At 72.2% G+C, this 15,169-nt stretch carries 11 protein-coding genes and 1 pseudogene; 9 read left to right on the plus strand and 3 right to left on the minus strand.

What is annotated here, in order from left to right:
* Window positions 1–46: 46 nt before the first annotated feature.
* Together D450_RS34915 and D450_RS0122435 are read right to left on the minus strand one after the other, a co-directional pair.
* Window positions 47–466 (minus strand): annotated as a pseudogene (locus D450_RS34915) (MFS transporter); the annotation flags it as partial.
* Window positions 467–540: 74 nt separating this feature from the next.
* Entirely contained in the window at window positions 541–1,464 is a 924-nt protein-coding gene (locus tag D450_RS0122435; protein WP_017540879.1) for a LysR family transcriptional regulator, read from the minus strand.
* A 371-nt stretch (window positions 1,465–1,835) separates the two neighbouring features.
* Here D450_RS0122435 and D450_RS0122440 point away from each other — a divergent pair, with 371 nt between their 5' ends.
* The 8 genes from D450_RS0122440 to D450_RS0122475 all read left to right on the plus strand — a co-directional run bounded on the left by D450_RS0122440 (window position 1,836) and on the right by D450_RS0122475 (window position 13,439).
* Window positions 1,836–2,903, plus strand: a complete 1,068-nt coding sequence (locus D450_RS0122440) for a methyltransferase domain-containing protein (RefSeq protein ID WP_017540880.1) — start codon at window positions 1,836–1,838, stop codon at window positions 2,901–2,903.
* Window positions 2,904–3,041: 138 nt separating this feature from the next.
* A complete protein-coding gene (locus D450_RS0122445) occupies window positions 3,042–4,061 on the plus strand; it encodes a LacI family DNA-binding transcriptional regulator (RefSeq protein WP_017540881.1) in 1,020 nt (339 codons plus the stop codon).
* A gap of 154 nt (window positions 4,062–4,215) precedes the next feature.
* Window positions 4,216–5,445 (plus strand): sugar ABC transporter substrate-binding protein, encoded by a 1,230-nt coding sequence (locus D450_RS0122450; protein WP_017540882.1) that lies wholly within the window; start codon window positions 4,216–4,218, stop codon window positions 5,443–5,445.
* 37 nt (window positions 5,446–5,482) lie between these two features.
* Window positions 5,483–6,427: a carbohydrate ABC transporter permease gene (locus tag D450_RS0122455; RefSeq protein ID WP_017540883.1), complete on the plus strand. Its 945-nt coding sequence runs from the start codon at window positions 5,483–5,485 to the stop codon at window positions 6,425–6,427.
* On the plus strand, window positions 6,424–7,242 hold the full coding sequence (locus D450_RS0122460) for a carbohydrate ABC transporter permease (protein ID WP_017540884.1): 819 nt from the start codon (window positions 6,424–6,426) through the stop codon (window positions 7,240–7,242). Before D450_RS0122455 ends, D450_RS0122460 begins: the two co-directional genes overlap by 4 nt.
* Window positions 7,243–7,282: 40 nt before the next feature.
* Window positions 7,283–9,262: a glycoside hydrolase family 31 protein gene (locus D450_RS0122465; RefSeq protein WP_017540885.1), complete on the plus strand. Its 1,980-nt coding sequence runs from the start codon at window positions 7,283–7,285 to the stop codon at window positions 9,260–9,262.
* A 13-nt stretch (window positions 9,263–9,275) separates the two neighbouring features.
* Entirely contained in the window at window positions 9,276–12,209 is a 2,934-nt protein-coding gene (locus D450_RS0122470; protein ID WP_017540886.1) for a glycoside hydrolase family 3 protein, read from the plus strand.
* Window positions 12,210–12,446: 237 nt separating this feature from the next.
* Window positions 12,447–13,439 (plus strand): glycoside hydrolase family 5 protein, encoded by a 993-nt coding sequence (locus D450_RS0122475; RefSeq protein WP_017540887.1) that lies wholly within the window; start codon window positions 12,447–12,449, stop codon window positions 13,437–13,439.
* On the opposite strand, the gene D450_RS0122480 is transcribed toward D450_RS0122475, so the two are convergent.
* Complete coding sequence (locus tag D450_RS0122480; protein WP_017540888.1) at window positions 13,427–14,449, minus strand: LacI family DNA-binding transcriptional regulator; 1,023 nt, start codon at window positions 14,447–14,449, stop codon at window positions 13,427–13,429. The genes D450_RS0122475 and D450_RS0122480 overlap by 13 nt on opposite strands.
* A gap of 277 nt (window positions 14,450–14,726) precedes the next feature.
* On the opposite strand from D450_RS0122480, the gene D450_RS0122485 reads away from it, so the two are divergent.
* Window positions 14,727–15,169, plus strand: a 443-nt coding sequence (locus tag D450_RS0122485; RefSeq protein ID WP_026128713.1) for an ABC transporter substrate-binding protein, incomplete at its 3' end; no start/stop codon positions are given.

Genomic DNA, 15,169 nt, shown 5'->3' on the forward strand with positions numbered 1-15,169 from the left:
CGTTGGCGATGCTCAGCCCCATGAACATGATCGCGACCGCCCGGGCCTTGCGGTCCTCGGACACCACGTCGGCGGCGGCGACGGCGCCGATCCCCACATAGGCGCCTCCCACCAGCGCGGACAGCACCCGCCCGGCCAGCAGGACGCCGTAGCCGGGGGCGAGGGCGCTGATCACGCTCGAGGCGATGAACACGACCATGAGCCACACGAGCATGGTCTTGCGCGGCACACGCGTTCCCAGCGCGGCCAGCAGCGGCGCGCCCACGACCATGCCCAGCGCGTACCCGGAGACCAGCGATCCCGCGGTCGGGATGGAGATACCGAAGTCACGGGAGATCTCCGGAAGAAGGCCGGCGATGACGACCTCGGTGGTGCCGATGGCGAACGCGCCCAGCGCGAGAGCGAGCAGCGCCGCGGGCATTCGGGGCGCACTTCGCGAATGCGCCTTGGTCTGAACAGTGGACATGAGGCCACTATCGGGAACGCGTTGAACAGGAACAATGCCGAATACCGCAATGATCGGTAAGCCTGGCTTACCGATCAGCCGCGCCTCGCCGCGGCGACCTGTGAGCACTCCTGGACGAACGTGCGAATCCTGGCGTTCTCGTCCGCGGATCTCCACACGGGACCGTACTCGAGCGGGTCGGCGTCCTCCAGGGGGACGTAGGCCACGCCACGGGGGGAGTAGCGCTGCGCCACATCGGCCCCCACGGGCGAGATCCCCTTACCGGCCCCGACGAGCGCCAGGGTCTCCTGGAGCGTCGAGGCCTGCTCCCCGCGCTCGATGGGCCGGCCACTGGGGGTGCGCAGGGGCGTGTTGTGCTCCTGCCAGTACATGGGGACCTCGCCGACGCAGGCGAATACCTTGGTGTGGGCGAGGTCCTCCAGGCAGACGGATGCGCGCCGCGCGAGAGGATGCCCCGAAGGAACGGCGAGCATCCGCGGGACGGAGAATGCCACGGGACCGCACGTGAGGTCCTGCTCGTCGATGGGGAACTGGGTGACCAGCACGTCGACCTCGCCCGAACGCAGCGGAGCGATGATCCTGTAGATCTGCGTCTCGGTGATCCGGGCGTCCACGCCGGGGTGGTGCGCGGTGAACGAGCCGATCACGTCGAGGACGAACTCCCCCGCCGCGGCGCCGAGGAACCCCACGCGCAGGACTCCGTCGACGCCGCGGGCGGCGGCCTCCGCCCGTGCGATGCCGTCTTCGATACGCCGGAATCCGGGCTCGATATCCTCGTAGAGCCGCCGCCCCAAGGGGGTGAGCCGGACCCTGCGGCTGGTCCGCTCGAAGAGCGGCCCCCCGATTCCCCGTTCCGTCTTCTGGACTATCTGGCTGACTCTGGCCCGGGAAATGAAGAGGCGCTCGGCGGTCCGCCCGAAGTGCAGTTCCTCGGCGAGCGTGAGAAACACTTGGATTTCAAGCCGCTCCACGTGCGTTCCCCTCCTGAACCCCTGCATCGCCTCGGCGAATGTACCTGCACCGCCCGTGCACGCCTTCACTGAGGCACCGCTGCCGAGCCGCTATGGAGCTCGGATTCAACATGGCCGACGGAGTGAACGCCACAGTGAAGACTGCCACCACCTGGGCGTAGGCGACGATGTGATATCCCGAACCTGGAGAGGACGAAGAAGAAGGAGCCCCCACCCATCCGGCTTTACTGGAGAGCCACTGCAGCCCTTGCGCGATCCTTGCGCGAAGTCGACGGCGGCCCTGGACCGCGCACGCCGTGCCCCTGTGTCAGCCGGGCACGTGCGACCACCGTGGTCGGTACTCTTCCTGGGTGGTTCCGGGACGGTGGGAGGAAGAGCGGACGTTGGGCGTACGGCTGATGGCTCGGACACTGCGCGGGCTGGAGGAGGTCTCCGCGCGGGAGATCGAGGAGCGCGGGTTCGGCACCGTGGAGCGGCTGCGCCACCGCGAGGTCTGGTTCGCCTCTGAGGCGCCGGACGCCCGGCTGCTCGATCTGCGCACCGTGGACGACGTCTTCCTGCTCGCCGCGACGCTGGACGGGGTCGGACACACCAAGGCCGAGCTCGAACGCTTCATCGGGCCCGCGCGCTCCGCGCCCTGGAACGACCTTATGGACCTGCGCGGACAGTGCGGCGGGCCGGCGTCGGCGACGCGCATCGATGTAGTCGCCTCCTACCTCGGCAAGCGCAACTACAACCGCTACGACATCGAGGACGCCGTCGGGCTCCAGGCGGCCGAGGTGCTCGGGCTGCCCTACCGGTCCCGGCGCGAGGGACGCCCTCCTGAGGACGGGGAGCCGTTCCCGATCCGGGTCACCCTGGAGGGCCCGGAGGCCGCCCTGGCCGTGCGGCTCACCGACCGGCCGATGCACCGCCGCGCCTACAAGCAGGAATCGGTGGCCGGAACGCTCCACCCGCCGCTCGCGGCGGCAATGGCCCGCCTGGCCGACCTCGCCCCCGGCGCCCGGGTGCTGGACCCGACCTGCGGCACCGGCACGATCCTTGTCGAGTCGCAGCTGATGACCCCCGGGCTGCGCCTCCTCGGTACGGATCGCGACCCCGCGACCCTTCCCATGGCCGCGAGCAATTCCTCCGCCGCGTGCGCTCCGGAGGAGGCGCCGATCGCCTACGCGGTCGCGGACGCCGGACGCCTCCCGCTCCCCGACGGGACGGTCGACCGGGTCGTCGGCAACCCTCCCTGGGGCCTCCAGGTGGAGCCGAACGGCTCCCTGGCCCGGCGCCCCAAGCGGTACTACGGAGAGATCCAGCGGGTGCTGAAGCCGGACGACGGCCTGGCCGTGCTGCTGCTGAACGCCCCCGACGAGCACGTCCGCATTGCGGAGTCGGTCGGTCTGCGGGTCTGCGACTCCTTCACGGTGAGCCTGTTCGGCACCCATCCCTCGGTCGTGGCGATGCGGCGCCGGTGATGTACCGGTGACGCGCCGGGCGCCCCGGCGGCCCCGATGATGCACTAAGACCCCATTGCGCCCCGGACTGTGGCGTGGTTAACATCACGGGCATCGAAGCGCTTCGACACCGTCCGGAGGAGGGGGGAGGAGGTGCCCGTGTCCATCGCCGACGTCGCCCGGCACGCCGGGGTCTCGCCGAGCACCGTCTCCTACGTCCTCAGCGGCAAGCGCTCCATCTCCGAGGACACCCGCCGCAGGGTGCTGGAGAGCGTCCGCGTCCTCGGCTACCGGCCGCACGCCGGGGCCCGCGCCCTGGCCAGCAGCCGGTCCAACGTCATCGCGCTCGTCGTGCCCCTGCGCTCCGACGTGCACGTCCCCGTCGCGATGCGGTTCGCCGTGTCGGTGGTGACCCGGGCCCGCGCGCACGACCACGACGTCCTGCTCCTCACCCAGGCCGAGGGGGCCGACGGGCTGCGCCGGGTCGCCGGGTCGTCGATGGTCGACGCGATCGTGGTGATGGACGTCGAGATCGACGACGCCCGCATCCCGGTGCTGCGCGAGCTGGGCCTGCCGGCGGTGCTCATCGGTGTGCCCGCCGACACCGCCGGCCTGGCCTGCGTCGACCTGGACTTCCAGGAGGCCGGACGGCTGTGCGCGCGGCACCTGGCGGACCTGGGCCACCGGCGCCTGGCCTTCGTCGGGGAGCCGCCGGCCGTCTACGAGCGCCGCACCGGCTTCGCCGAGCGCACCCTGGCCGGGTTCCGCGAGGCCGCGCGCGAGCGGGGCGCCGAGGTGCCGGCCGTGCTGCCCTGCGAGCCGACCCGGACCGCCGCCGAGCAGGCCGCCCGGCGGCTGCTGCGCGACCACCCCGGGGTGACCGGGCTGGTGGTGCAGAACGAGTCCGCGGCCGAACCGCTGGTCGCCGCCCTGACCGCGGCAGGCCGCACGGTCCCCGGCGACCTGTCCGTGGTGGCCATCGGCGCCGACGACGTCGCCGAGGGCACCGCTCCCCCGCTCTCCTCGGTCGGGCTGCCCGCCGAGGAGCTCGCCGAACGCGCCGTCGAGCTGGCCGTACGCGGCCTCGGCGGCGACGCCCCCGCGGGCGTCACCCTGCTCCCGCCGACCCTGGTGGACCGCTCCAGCACCGCGCCGGCCCCCCGCCGCGCCAGCGCCTGACCCCTCCCCGGCCCCGATCCCCCGTCGGCTCCGACCTCCCGTTTCCCGACCGTTCCCGCCCCCGGCCGTCCCGGCCGCCCTGCGCACCCCCGGACGAACGGCACCCGCATTCCGAACGGCGTCATCGAAGCGATTCGACTCCCTGGAGGCCCCCGTGACCCGTCCCGCACCCCCGCGCCCCGTCCCCGCCCTGCTCGCCGCGGGCCTGCTCACCGCCGCGGCCGCGTGCTCCGGCGGAGGAGGGGGCGGCGACGGCGACGCCTCGACCCTGTCCTCGCTCGACTACAACATCGCCGAGCCGCAGAACACGGCCACCGAAGAGATGCTCGAGGCGTGCGCCGACGAGGCCGGCGTCACCGTCGAGCGCGAGGAGCTGCCGCGCGACCAGCTCATGCCGCGCCTGCTCCAGGGCGCGTCCCAGCAGGACCTGCCCGACCTGATGCTCATCGACAACCCCGACCTCCCCCAGGTCGCCGCCACCGGCGCGCTGGTGCCGCTTGAGGAGGCGGGCGTGACCATCGACGGCTTCTACCCCTCGGTGCTTGAGGCCGGCACCCACGACGGCACCCTGTACGGCATCGCGACGGGCGTGAACGGGCTCGCGCTGTTCTACGACACCGAGAAGCTGGACGAGGCGGGTCTGGAGCCCCCGGAGACCTGGGAGGAGCTGCGTTCCGCCGCTGGGGAACTGACCGACGGCGATACCAACGGCCTGGCCTTCTCCGCGATCGGCCACGAAGAGGGGACGTGGACCTTCGAACCGTTCTTCTGGTCCAACGGCGCTGAGCTCACCCAGGTCGACTCCCCTGAGGCCGTGGAGGCCTTGGAGCTGTGGCAGGACCTGGTGGAGGACGGGTCGGTCTCCCAATCGGCCGTCAACTGGTCCCAGGCCGATGTGAAGGACCAGTTCGTCGGCGGCAGGGCGGCGATGATGGTGAACGGCTCGTGGCAGCTCCCGGTCCTGGACGGGGAGGACGTCGAGTACGGAGTCGTCCCGCTGCCCGTGCCCGAGGCCGGGACCGATCCCGCCACGCCGATGGGCGGCGAGGTGTGGGCCGTCGCGCGCAGCGGCGGCGAGCGCGAGGCGAAGGCCGTCGAGGTGCTGCAGTGCCTGGTCGACGACGACAACATGACCGAGTGGGCCGAGCTCAACGCCTATGTGCCCGGCAAGGAGGGGCTCGCCGGAGCGCTGGCCGAGGAGGACCCCGGCATGGCGCCGTTCGTGGAGTCGGTGCCCTCCGCCCGTTCCCGGACGGCCGAGCTCGGCGCGGACTACCCGTCGGTCTCCTCAGCCCTCGCCGACGCCGTCCAGGCCGTGCTCGCGGGGGACGCGACGCCTGAGGAGGCGCTCTCCCAGGCGCAGGAGTCCGTGCCCGCCTCCTGACCCGCGCCCCGCGCTCCGACGCCACCAGGAGGCCCTCATGCAGACCCGCCGCCGGAGCGGCGCGCGCTCCCGGAGGCTCACGGGCGCCGCGTTCCTCGCGCCGCTCGTGGTGTACATCGCCGTGTTCTTCGGCTACCCGCTGGCCACCAACGCGGGGATGTCCGTCCGGGAGTACACCGCCGCGTCCTTCTACACCGGCGAGGCGCCGTTCGTGGGCCTGGCGAACTACGCCCGCCTGCTGGGCGACCCGCTCTTCGCCACGACCCTCGCCAACACCGCCCTGTTCACCGCCGGCTCGCTGGCCTTCCAGTTCGGCATCGGCCTGGCCCTGGCCGTGTTCTTCCAGCGCCGCTTCCCCCTCAACGGGCTGCTGCGCTCCCTGCTGCTGGTGCCCTGGCTGCTGCCGCTGGTGGTGTCGGGGACCGTGTGGCGCTGGATCTACGACCAGGAGTACGGGGTCCTCAACCAGGCCCTGCTCGGGCTGAGCGGCGCCGTGGAGGAGGCGACCGGCCTGGCGTTCCTGGGGTCGGGGATCGCCTGGCTCTCCAGCACCGACCTGGCCCTGGCGTCGGTGACCGCCGCCAACGTCTGGGTCGGCATCCCGTTCAACATGGTCATCCTCTACGGCGGCCTGCAGAACATCCCCCGGCAGCTCTACGAGGCGGCCGAGCTGGACGGCGCCGGCCCCTGGCAGCGCTTCCGGCACGTCACCTGGCCGTTGCTGCGGCCGGTGACCGCGGTGGTGCTGATGCTCGGCCTCGTCTACACGCTCAAGGTCTTCGACGTGATCATGGTCCTCACCCAGGGCGGGCCCGCCAACGCCTCGCACACCCTGACCACCTGGTCCTACCAGCTCTCCTTCACCGAACTGGACTTCGGGGCGGGCGCCGCCGCGGGCAACGTCCTCATCCTCATCGCCCTGGCGTTCGCCCTGGTCTACCTGCGCTCCGCCCGCACCGCCGACGAGGGGGGAGCACGATGACCCGGCCCCGGTCGCTGCGCACCACCGCCGCCGCCGTCCTCATCGTGGGCGTGCTGCTGTTCCCCCTGTACTGGATGGTGAACGCCTCCCTCCAGCCGGCGGCGGCGCTGCTGGAGACACCGCCGCGCTGGCACCCCCTGGGCGGAACGCTCGAGGGGTACCGGGAGGCGGTCGACGGGCAGGGCGGCGCGCTCCTCAACAGCACGGTCGTCGCCGTCGGCACGGTCCTGCTGACGCTCGCCGTGGCCGTCCCCGCCGCCTATGCGCTGAGCCGGTTCCCCCTCCCGGGCGGGCGGACCGTGCTCTTCGCCCTGCTGCTGGTGCAGATGATCCCGGGCATCGTCATGGCCAACTCGCTGTACGCGGTGATGAACACGGCCGGCCTGCTCGACACCTACGCGGCGATGATCCTCGCCGACTCGACGCTGGCCGTCCCGTTCGCGGTCCTCATCCTGCGCGCCTTCATGGTGACCATCCCCCGCGCGCTCACCGAGGCGGCCGAGGTCGACGGCGCAGGCCCCCTCCGGGTGCTCGTGACGGTCGTCCTCCCGGTGAGCCGGAACGCGGTGATCACCTCCGCCCTGTTCGCGTTCCTGTTCGCCTGGGCCGACTTCCTGTTCGCCGTCACCCTCAACAACGACGACGCGGTGCGCCCGGTGACCGTCGCCATCTACCGCTTCATCGGCGCGCACACCGCCGACTGGAACGGCGTCATGGCCACCGGGGTCATCGCGTCCGTCCCCGCGGCGATCCTGCTCGTCGTCGCCCAGCGCTACGTCGCCGCCGGGGTCACCGGCGGCGCCCTCAAGGACTGAGGACCGCTCACCCCGAACCGCCCAACGGAAAGGACAGCGCGTGTTCCACGAGATCGACGGGGGAATCGAATGGCGCGGCGGCCACCAGGTCGTGCGTATCGAGGCCTGGGGCGACGATGCCGTCCGCGTCCGGGCCGGCCTGCACTCCCTGATCGACGACCTTCCCGGAGCGCTGGGCCCGCGCCCGGACCACGGCGCCGAGGCGGCGGTCGAGGAGGACCGGGCCGTGCTCTCCAACGGCGCCGTCACCGTCGAGGTGAGCGGCGAGGGGATGCTGCGCTTCCTGCGCGGCGGGACCGGGGAGGAGCTGTTCGCCGAGGAACGGGCCCATTTCTGGTGGCCCGGCCCGCGCGTGTTCACCTCCACCGGGAACGGCTACTACCGCATCGAGCAGCGCTTCCGCGCCTATGAGGGCGAGCGCATCTTCGGCCTGGGCCAGCACACCCACGGCCTGTTCGACCAGAAGGGCTCCGTGGTCGACCTCGTGCAGCGCAACGCCGAGGTGTCCATCCCCTTCCTGGTGTCCTCCCGCGGGTACGGGCTGCTCTGGAACAGCCCTGCGATCGGCCGCGTCGAGCCGGCCGAGACCGGCACACGATGGGTCGCGGACAGCGCCCGGCAGATCGACTACTGGGTCACCGCGGGCCGCCCGGCCGACATCCTGTCCCGCTACGCCGACGCGACCGGACACGCACCACCGCTCCCCGAGTGGGCCTCCGGCTTCTGGCAGTGCAAGCTGCGCTACCGCACCCAGGAGGAGCTGCTGGAGGTCGCGCGCGAGTACAAGCGCCGCGGCGTCCCCCTCTCGGTGATCGTCGCGGACTTCTTCCACTGGACCCACCTGGGCGACTGGAGGTTCGACCCTGAGGAGTGGCCGGACCCCGCGGCCATGGTGCGGGAGCTGCGCGAGATGGGCACCGAGCTGATGGTGTCGGTGTGGCCGTCGGTCAGCCCGCTCAGTGAGAACTACGGGGAGATGATGCGCTCCGGCCACCTGGTCGCCACCGAGCAGGGTCCGCCGGTGCACGCCGACTGGGCGGACAAGGGCGTCGACTCCCATGTGCAGGTGTCCTTCTACGACGCCACGAACCCGGACGCGCGCCGGTACCTGTGGGACAGGGTCCGGCGGAACTACCTGGCGGCCGGCGTCCGCGTGTGGTGGCTGGACGCCTGCGAGCCGGAGATCCGGCCCGGCCACCCGGGGAACCTGCGCTTCCACGCCGGCCCGGGGAACGAGGTCGGCAACATCTACCCCGCCGAACACGCGCGGGGCTTCTACGAAGGGATGCACGCGGCGGGCGAGACCGAGGTCGTCACCCTGTGCCGCTCGGCATGGGCGGGCAGCCAGCGCTACGGCGCCGCCCTCTGGTCGGGCGACATCCCCGCGACGTTCGCCTCCCTTCAGGCGCAGATCCGCGCCGGCCTGAACACGGCGCTGTCCGGCATCCCCTGGTGGACCACCGACATCGGGGGCTTCCACGGCGGGGACCAGGACTCCCCCGAGTACCGGGAGCTCCTCGTCCGCTGGTTCCAGTACGGCGTGTTCTGCCCCCTGTTCCGCCTGCACGGCTACCGCGAACCGTTCCGGAACGAGCTGCACCCGGCCATGTCGGGCGGCCCCAATGAGATCTGGTCCTACGGCGAGGAGGTCTACGACCTCCTCCGCGACCTGGTCATGCTGCGCGAGCGGCTGCGGCCCTACGTCATGGAGCAGATGCGCACGGCTCACGAGCGGGGCCTCCCCCCGATGCGCCCGCTCTTCGTCGACCACCCGGACGACACCCGCTGCTGGGGCATCGGCGACCAGTTCATGTTCGGCCCCGACCTGCTGGTCGCCCCCGTCACCGCGTACGGCGCCCGGGAGCGGGACGTGTACCTGCCCGGCGGAACCGACTGGGCCGACCCGTGGACGGGCGAGGTCCACTCGGGCGGCCGCACCCTTCGCCTCGCCACCCCCCTGGACCGGGCCCCGGTACTGACCCGAAACGGTGCCCGGCTGCCCCTCCGTTCCCCCGTCTGAAGGAGGAAGTCCTGTGGCCCTCTCCATCCCCCGCCCGCGCGGCCTCACGGCCGCGCTGGCGGCGGCGGTGATCGCGCTCCCGCTCGGGGCCGCGCCCGCCGCCGCCGACGACCCCCCGTTCCGCGATCCCGACCTTCCCCTCCAGCAGCGTGTCGACGACCTCCTCGGGCGGCTGACCACCGATGAGAAGGTCTCGCTCCTGCACCAGTACCAACCCGCCGTCCCCAGGCTGGGGATGGAGCCGTTCCGCACCGGAAGCGAAGCGCTGCACGGGGTCGCCTGGCTCGGTGAGGCCACGGTGTTCCCGCAGGCCGTCGGGCTCGGGGCGACGTGGGACACCGGACTCGTCGAACGCGTCGGCGACGTCACCGGTACCGAGATGCGGGGCTTCCACGCCCAGGACCCCGAGGCCCACGGCCTCAACGTGTGGGCCCCGGTCGCCGACCCGCTGCGCGACCCGCGCTGGGGCCGCAACGAGGAGGGCTACTCCGAGGAGCCCCTGCTGGTCGGCGCGATGGCGGACGCCTACGCAGGCGGCCTCCGCGGCGACGACGACTTCTACCTGAAAACGGCTCCGTCGCTCAAGCACTTCGCCGGATACGGCATCGAGGAACAGCGCGACGTGACCTCGGTGACGGTGCCCCCGCGCACGCTGCACGAGTTCGTCCACCCCTCGTTCCGGCCCGCGATCGCGTCCGGGAACGCGACCGGCGTGATGGCCTCCTACAACCTCGTCAACGGGCGCCCCGCGCACCTGACCCCGCTGCTGGACGACGTGCGCTCCTGGAGCGACGAGGACCTCATGGTGGTCAGCGACGCCTACGCCCCGACCAACGTCGTCGAGAGCCAGCAGTACTACGACGACCATGCCGAGTCCCACGCCGCCATGCTCAAGGCTGGCATCGACAGCTACACCGACCAGGACGACGACTCCGGTGTCACCGTCGGGCGGTTCGAGGAGGCGCTCGACCGGGGGCTGGTCGGCGAGGAGGACCTGGACCGGGCGGTGGGGCGCATCCTCTCCGTGCGCTTCCGCCTCGGCGAGTTCGACCCGCCCGACCGGGTCCCCTACTCCGGCATCACCCCCGGCGTGATCGACGCCCCCGAGCACCGGGAGCTGGCCCGCGAGGCCGCGTCGGCCCAGATGACCCTGCTGCAGAACGACGGAGCCCTGCCGCTGGACCCCGGCGCCGACACCGACGTGGCCGTGGTCGGGCCGCTGGCCGACACCCTGTACGAGGACTGGTACAGCGGCACCATGCCCTACCGCTCCACCCCCGCCGACGCCGTCGCCGAGCGGCTCGGCGGCGCCGGGTCGGTCGGCGTCAGCGAGGGCGCGGACCGGATCGCGCTGCGCAACGGGGACGGCTACGTCACCGCCTCCTCCGACGAGGACGGCGGCGTGCTGCGGGTCGGCGGCGCGGACGGCGGGGAGCCCGGTGAGGAGCAGGCGCTCACCGTCTTCGACTGGGGCGAGGGCGTGGTCACCCTGCGCACCGACGCCAACGGCAGGGTGGTCGGCCTGGGCGGGGAGAACCTGCTCTACAACGACCAGGACCAGCCCAACGGATGGTTCGTGCAGCAGCTCTTCCGCTTCGAGGAGACCGACGGCGGCGTCGCGCTGAAGTACGCCGGCTACGACGAGTGGAACCGCAAGTACATCGCGGTCGACGGCGACGGGCGCCTGTCGGTCTCGGCCGACACGGTCGAGGACGCGGCGGTGTTCGATCGTGAGGTGCTCTCCAGCGGCACCGAGGAGGCCGTGGCGGCGGCCGAGGACGCCGACGCGGCCGTGGTGGTCCTGGGGAACATGCCGTTCATCAACGGCCGCGAGACCGACGACCGCGAGGAGATCGGACTGCCGCCCGCCCAGCAGGAGCTGCTGGAGGCGGTCACCGAGGCCAACCCGCGCACCGTCCTGGTCGTGGAGAGCAGCTACCCGATGGCGATCCCCTGGGCGGAGGAGAACGTCCCCGCGGTGCTGTGGACCTCGCACGCCGGGCAGGAGACCGGCAACGCCCTGGCGGCGGTCCTCTACGGCGACGAGGAGCCCCGGGGGCGCCTGCCCCAGACGTGGTACCGGTCCACCGGGGACCTGCCGGACATGGGCGTCTACGACGTCCGGCAGTCCGGGCACACCTACCGCCACTTCGAGGGCGAGGCGCTGTACCCCTTCGGGCACGGTCTGTCCTACACCTCCTTCGCCTACGGGAAGCCGGAGATCGACCGGAGGAAGGTCGGCCCGGACGGCACCGTGACGGTGCGGGTACCGGTCACCAACACCGGCGACCGCGACGGCGAGGAGGTCGTGCAGCTCTACTCGCGCCAGCTCCACTCGCGCACCGACCAGCCGCTCAAGCGCCTGCGCGACTACACGCGGGTGAGCGTCCCGGCGGGCGGAACGGTCACCGCCGAGCTCACCGTCGACGCGTCCGACCTGGCGTTCTGGGACGTGACACGGGGCCGGGAGGTCGTGGAGAAGGCGAAGCACGAGCTGATGGTCGGCGCTTCGGCGGACGACGTCCGGCACCGCGCGCGCATCTTCGTGGACGGAGAGCGGATCCCGGCCCGCGATCTGACCGAGCAGACCCGCGCCGCCGACTTCGACCGCTACTCGGGGATCGCCCTCGCCGACGAGACGAAGGTGGAGGGCGACACCGTGGAGGCGAAGGCCGGGGACTGGATCGCGTTCGACGGCACGTCCCTGAAGCCGAAGCCGTCGACGTTCACCGCGCGCGCTGCCTCCACGAGCGGTGGGGGCACGGTGGAGGTGCGCATCGGTGCTCCTGACGGCAGGAAGGCGGGTGAGGTGTCGATCGGTGGGACCGGCGGCATCTACTCCTATGAGGAGTTCACCGGTGACCTGAAGAAGGTCCCCGGCGGCAGGAAGGACGTCTACCTGGTCTTCACGGGCGACGTCCGGCTCAGCTCCTTCTCCCTCGAGTGAAGAGCGTGCGGGGCCCGTCCTCACGGCGCGGGCCCCGCACACCCCCGCAGCACCCGCCTGTGGCCCACTTCACACGCAAGGCGGGGATGAAGCGCTTCACCAGCACATTCCACTCCGTCCGCCACCTTCGGCGGTCACGGTCGCGTAAACCCTCAGAGAAGCTCCGTTGACGCTCTGTTGCGCCCGTGTTTCGCTGCTTATCCGCTTAAGTCGTCTCCGCTCTCGGAGGTCACGAGCATGAACACCAAAGCGGCACTCTTCGGATTCACGACGGCGGCCCTGGCCCTGGCGACCGCGGCCGCCGGCCAGGCACCGCCCCACCAGGAGACCGGACTGCACGTCCGGGACGGCCGCCTCCACGAGGCCGACGGCAGCGCGTTCGTCATGCGCGGGGTCAACCACCCCCACGTCTGGTACCCGGACGAGACGGGCTCCTTCGCCGACATCAAGGCGCTGGGCGCCAACACCGTGCGCGTGGTCCTGGGCTCCGGGCAGCGCTGGGGCCCCACCCCCGCGGACGAGGTCGCCGAGGTGGTCGACACGTGCAAGGAGAACCGGCTGATCTGCGTGCTGGAGGTGCACGACACCACCGGCTACGGCGAGGAGCCCGCCGCGGCGACGCTCGACCAGGCCGCCGACTACTGGATCGGGGTCGCCGGGGCCCTGCGCGGCCAGGAGGACCACATCCTGATCAACCTGGGCAACGAGCCCTACGGCAACGCCCCTGAGGCCAACGCCGGCTGGGCCGAGGACACCAGCGCCGCCATCGGGCGCCTGCGCGGGGCGGGGCTCGACCACGCGCTCGTGGCCGACGCCCCCAACTGGGGCCAGGACTGGCAGCGGATCATGCTCGAAGAGGCGCCGGAGGTCGAGGACCCCGACGGCAACACCGTGTTCTCGGTGCACATGTACGGCGTGTACGAGGACGGGGCGGACGTCGCCGCCTACATGGACGGCTTCGCCGCCAACGGCCTGCCCCTGATCGTCGGGGAGTTCGGCCACCGGCACAGCGACGGCGACCCCGACGAGGACGCGATCCTCGCCGAGGCCGAAGCGCGCGGCATCGGCTACCTCGGCTGGTCCTGGAGCGGCAACAGCGGCGGCGTCGAATACCTCGACATGGTCGAAGGGTTCGACGCCCAGCGCCTCACGCCGTGGGGCGAACGCATCTTCAACGGGGAGAACGGCATCGCCGAGACCGCCGAGGAGGCGTCCGTCTACGGGCGCTGACCCGGGGCCCGTCCCGTGCTCTCCCGCGGGATGAACTCCGCCGGAGCCGTGGGCGCGTCCCGCGGCTCCGCGCCGCAGACCTGGCCCTCCAGCATCCGCGCCGCCCGGCGCCCGTGGTCGGCGACGTCGCGCCCGACGGCCGTCAGCGCGGGCCGCACCGCACGGCACAGGACCGAGTCGTCCCAGGCCACCACGGACAGGTCGTCGGGGACCGCGACCCCCATCTCGCGGGCCACCCCCAGGCCGGTGACCGCCATCAGGTCGTTGTCGTAGACGACCGCGGTCGGGCGCGGCGCCTCGGCGAGCAGCCGCCGGGTGGCGCGGGCCCCGGAGTCGGCGGTGTAGTCGGCGTGCACGATGCGGGGCTCGCCCCCGGCGGCGTGCACGGCCTCGGTGAACGCGGCGGTGCGCGTCCCGGTGTGCACCAGCCCTTCGGGGCCGGCCACCCGCGCGATCCTGCGGTGGCCCAGGGCCGCCAGGTACCCCACCACCTCGGCGGTGGCCTCGGCGTCGTTGGAGTGCAGGCAGGGCAGGCCCGCGGCGCCGCCGGGGCCGCCCACGACGACCGCCGGCAGGCCGACCTCCTGGACGAGGCGCACCCGCGGGTCGTCGCGGCGCAGGTCCACGATGAGCACCCCGTCCACCCGCCGCTCGGCCGACCACCGGCGGTAGGCCTCCATCTCGGCCTCGGGGGCCTCGGTCACGCGGAGCAGCAGCTCGGTGCGCGTGTCGGCCAGCTCCGACTCGATACCCGCGATGAAGCGCATGAAGAACGACTCGACCCCGAGCATCGGCGCGGGACGGTCGATGATGAGCCCGAAGGCGCCGACCCTCCCCTCGGCGAGCGCGCGCGCCGTGTTGCTGGGGGCCCACCCCATCTGCGCCGCGGCGTCGAGGATGCGGCGCCGCGTGGGTTCGGAGACCCCCGGGCGGCCGTTGAGCGCGTAGGAGACCGCGCCGGTGGAGACACCGGTCGCCCGCGCGATATCGGCGATGGTCGGCCGCTTCATCCTGCCCCCGCTGTTCTTCGTTCGCCCCGGATGCCCTGATGGTAAGCGCGCCGCCGCGTGCCCGCCCGACCCCGTACAGGCGATCACTGAATCGCTTAAGAGTCAATCCTTCACGACCTGCTGCGCGTCAGCCACCCCTGTTACAGGGGGATAACGCATTTCTTTCCCTGTGTTGACGCGCCGAGGTCGGCCGTGTTCCCTTGCCATGAACTTACCCGCTTAAGTTACCGGTCAGCGACCTTCGCGCCGCCCTCCGGCGCGGAAGGGGGAACACCGTATGGCATCCCGACCACGAGCCCTCCCCGCCGCCCTCGCGGCCGTCGCCCTGGCGGCCGCCTCCTGCTCCTCCGGCTCCGACGGCGCGGGCGGCGGATACCCGCGCGCGCAGACCCTCTACACCAGCGGCACGCAATGGGGGCCGCCCTCCACCTGGAACCCTCTGGCCAAGTCGCAGTACGCCACCGGAACCGTCGGCTACGTGTACGAGCCGCTGTTCCTCTACGACCCCATGGAGGACGAGTACCGGCCCTGGCTGGCCGAGAAGGGCGAGTGGACCGGCGAGGACAGCTACAGCCTGACCGTCCGCGACGGCGTCGAGTGGTCCGACGGCGAGGCGCTCACCGCCGAGGACGTCGCGTTCACCGTCGAGCTGGGCAAGATCGACGCCGTCCCCTACAGCAACCTGTGGGACTGGCTGGGCGGGGGGGGGGGGGGGGGGGG

This window comes from Nocardiopsis halophila DSM 44494 (genome assembly GCF_000341245.1).
Classification (GTDB): Bacteria; Actinomycetota; Actinomycetes; order Streptosporangiales; family Streptosporangiaceae; genus Nocardiopsis_A; species Nocardiopsis_A halophila.

What these genes read in the sequence shown, in the direction of transcription:
- D450_RS0122435 (WP_017540879.1), bottom strand. Translation starts at nt 1,464, where the DNA reads ATGCAGGGGTTCAGGAGGGGAACGCACGTGGAGCGGCTTGAAATCCAA.
- D450_RS0122440 (WP_017540880.1), top strand. Translation starts at nt 1,836, where the DNA reads ATGGCTCGGACACTGCGCGGGCTGGAGGAGGTCTCCGCGCGGGAGATC.
- D450_RS0122455 (WP_017540883.1), top strand. Translation starts at nt 5,483, where the DNA reads ATGCAGACCCGCCGCCGGAGCGGCGCGCGCTCCCGGAGGCTCACGGGC.
- D450_RS0122460 (WP_017540884.1), top strand. Translation starts at nt 6,424, where the DNA reads ATGACCCGGCCCCGGTCGCTGCGCACCACCGCCGCCGCCGTCCTCATC.
- D450_RS0122475 (WP_017540887.1), top strand. Translation starts at nt 12,447, where the DNA reads ATGAACACCAAAGCGGCACTCTTCGGATTCACGACGGCGGCCCTGGCC.
- D450_RS0122480 (WP_017540888.1), bottom strand. Translation starts at nt 14,449, where the DNA reads ATGAAGCGGCCGACCATCGCCGATATCGCGCGGGCGACCGGTGTCTCC.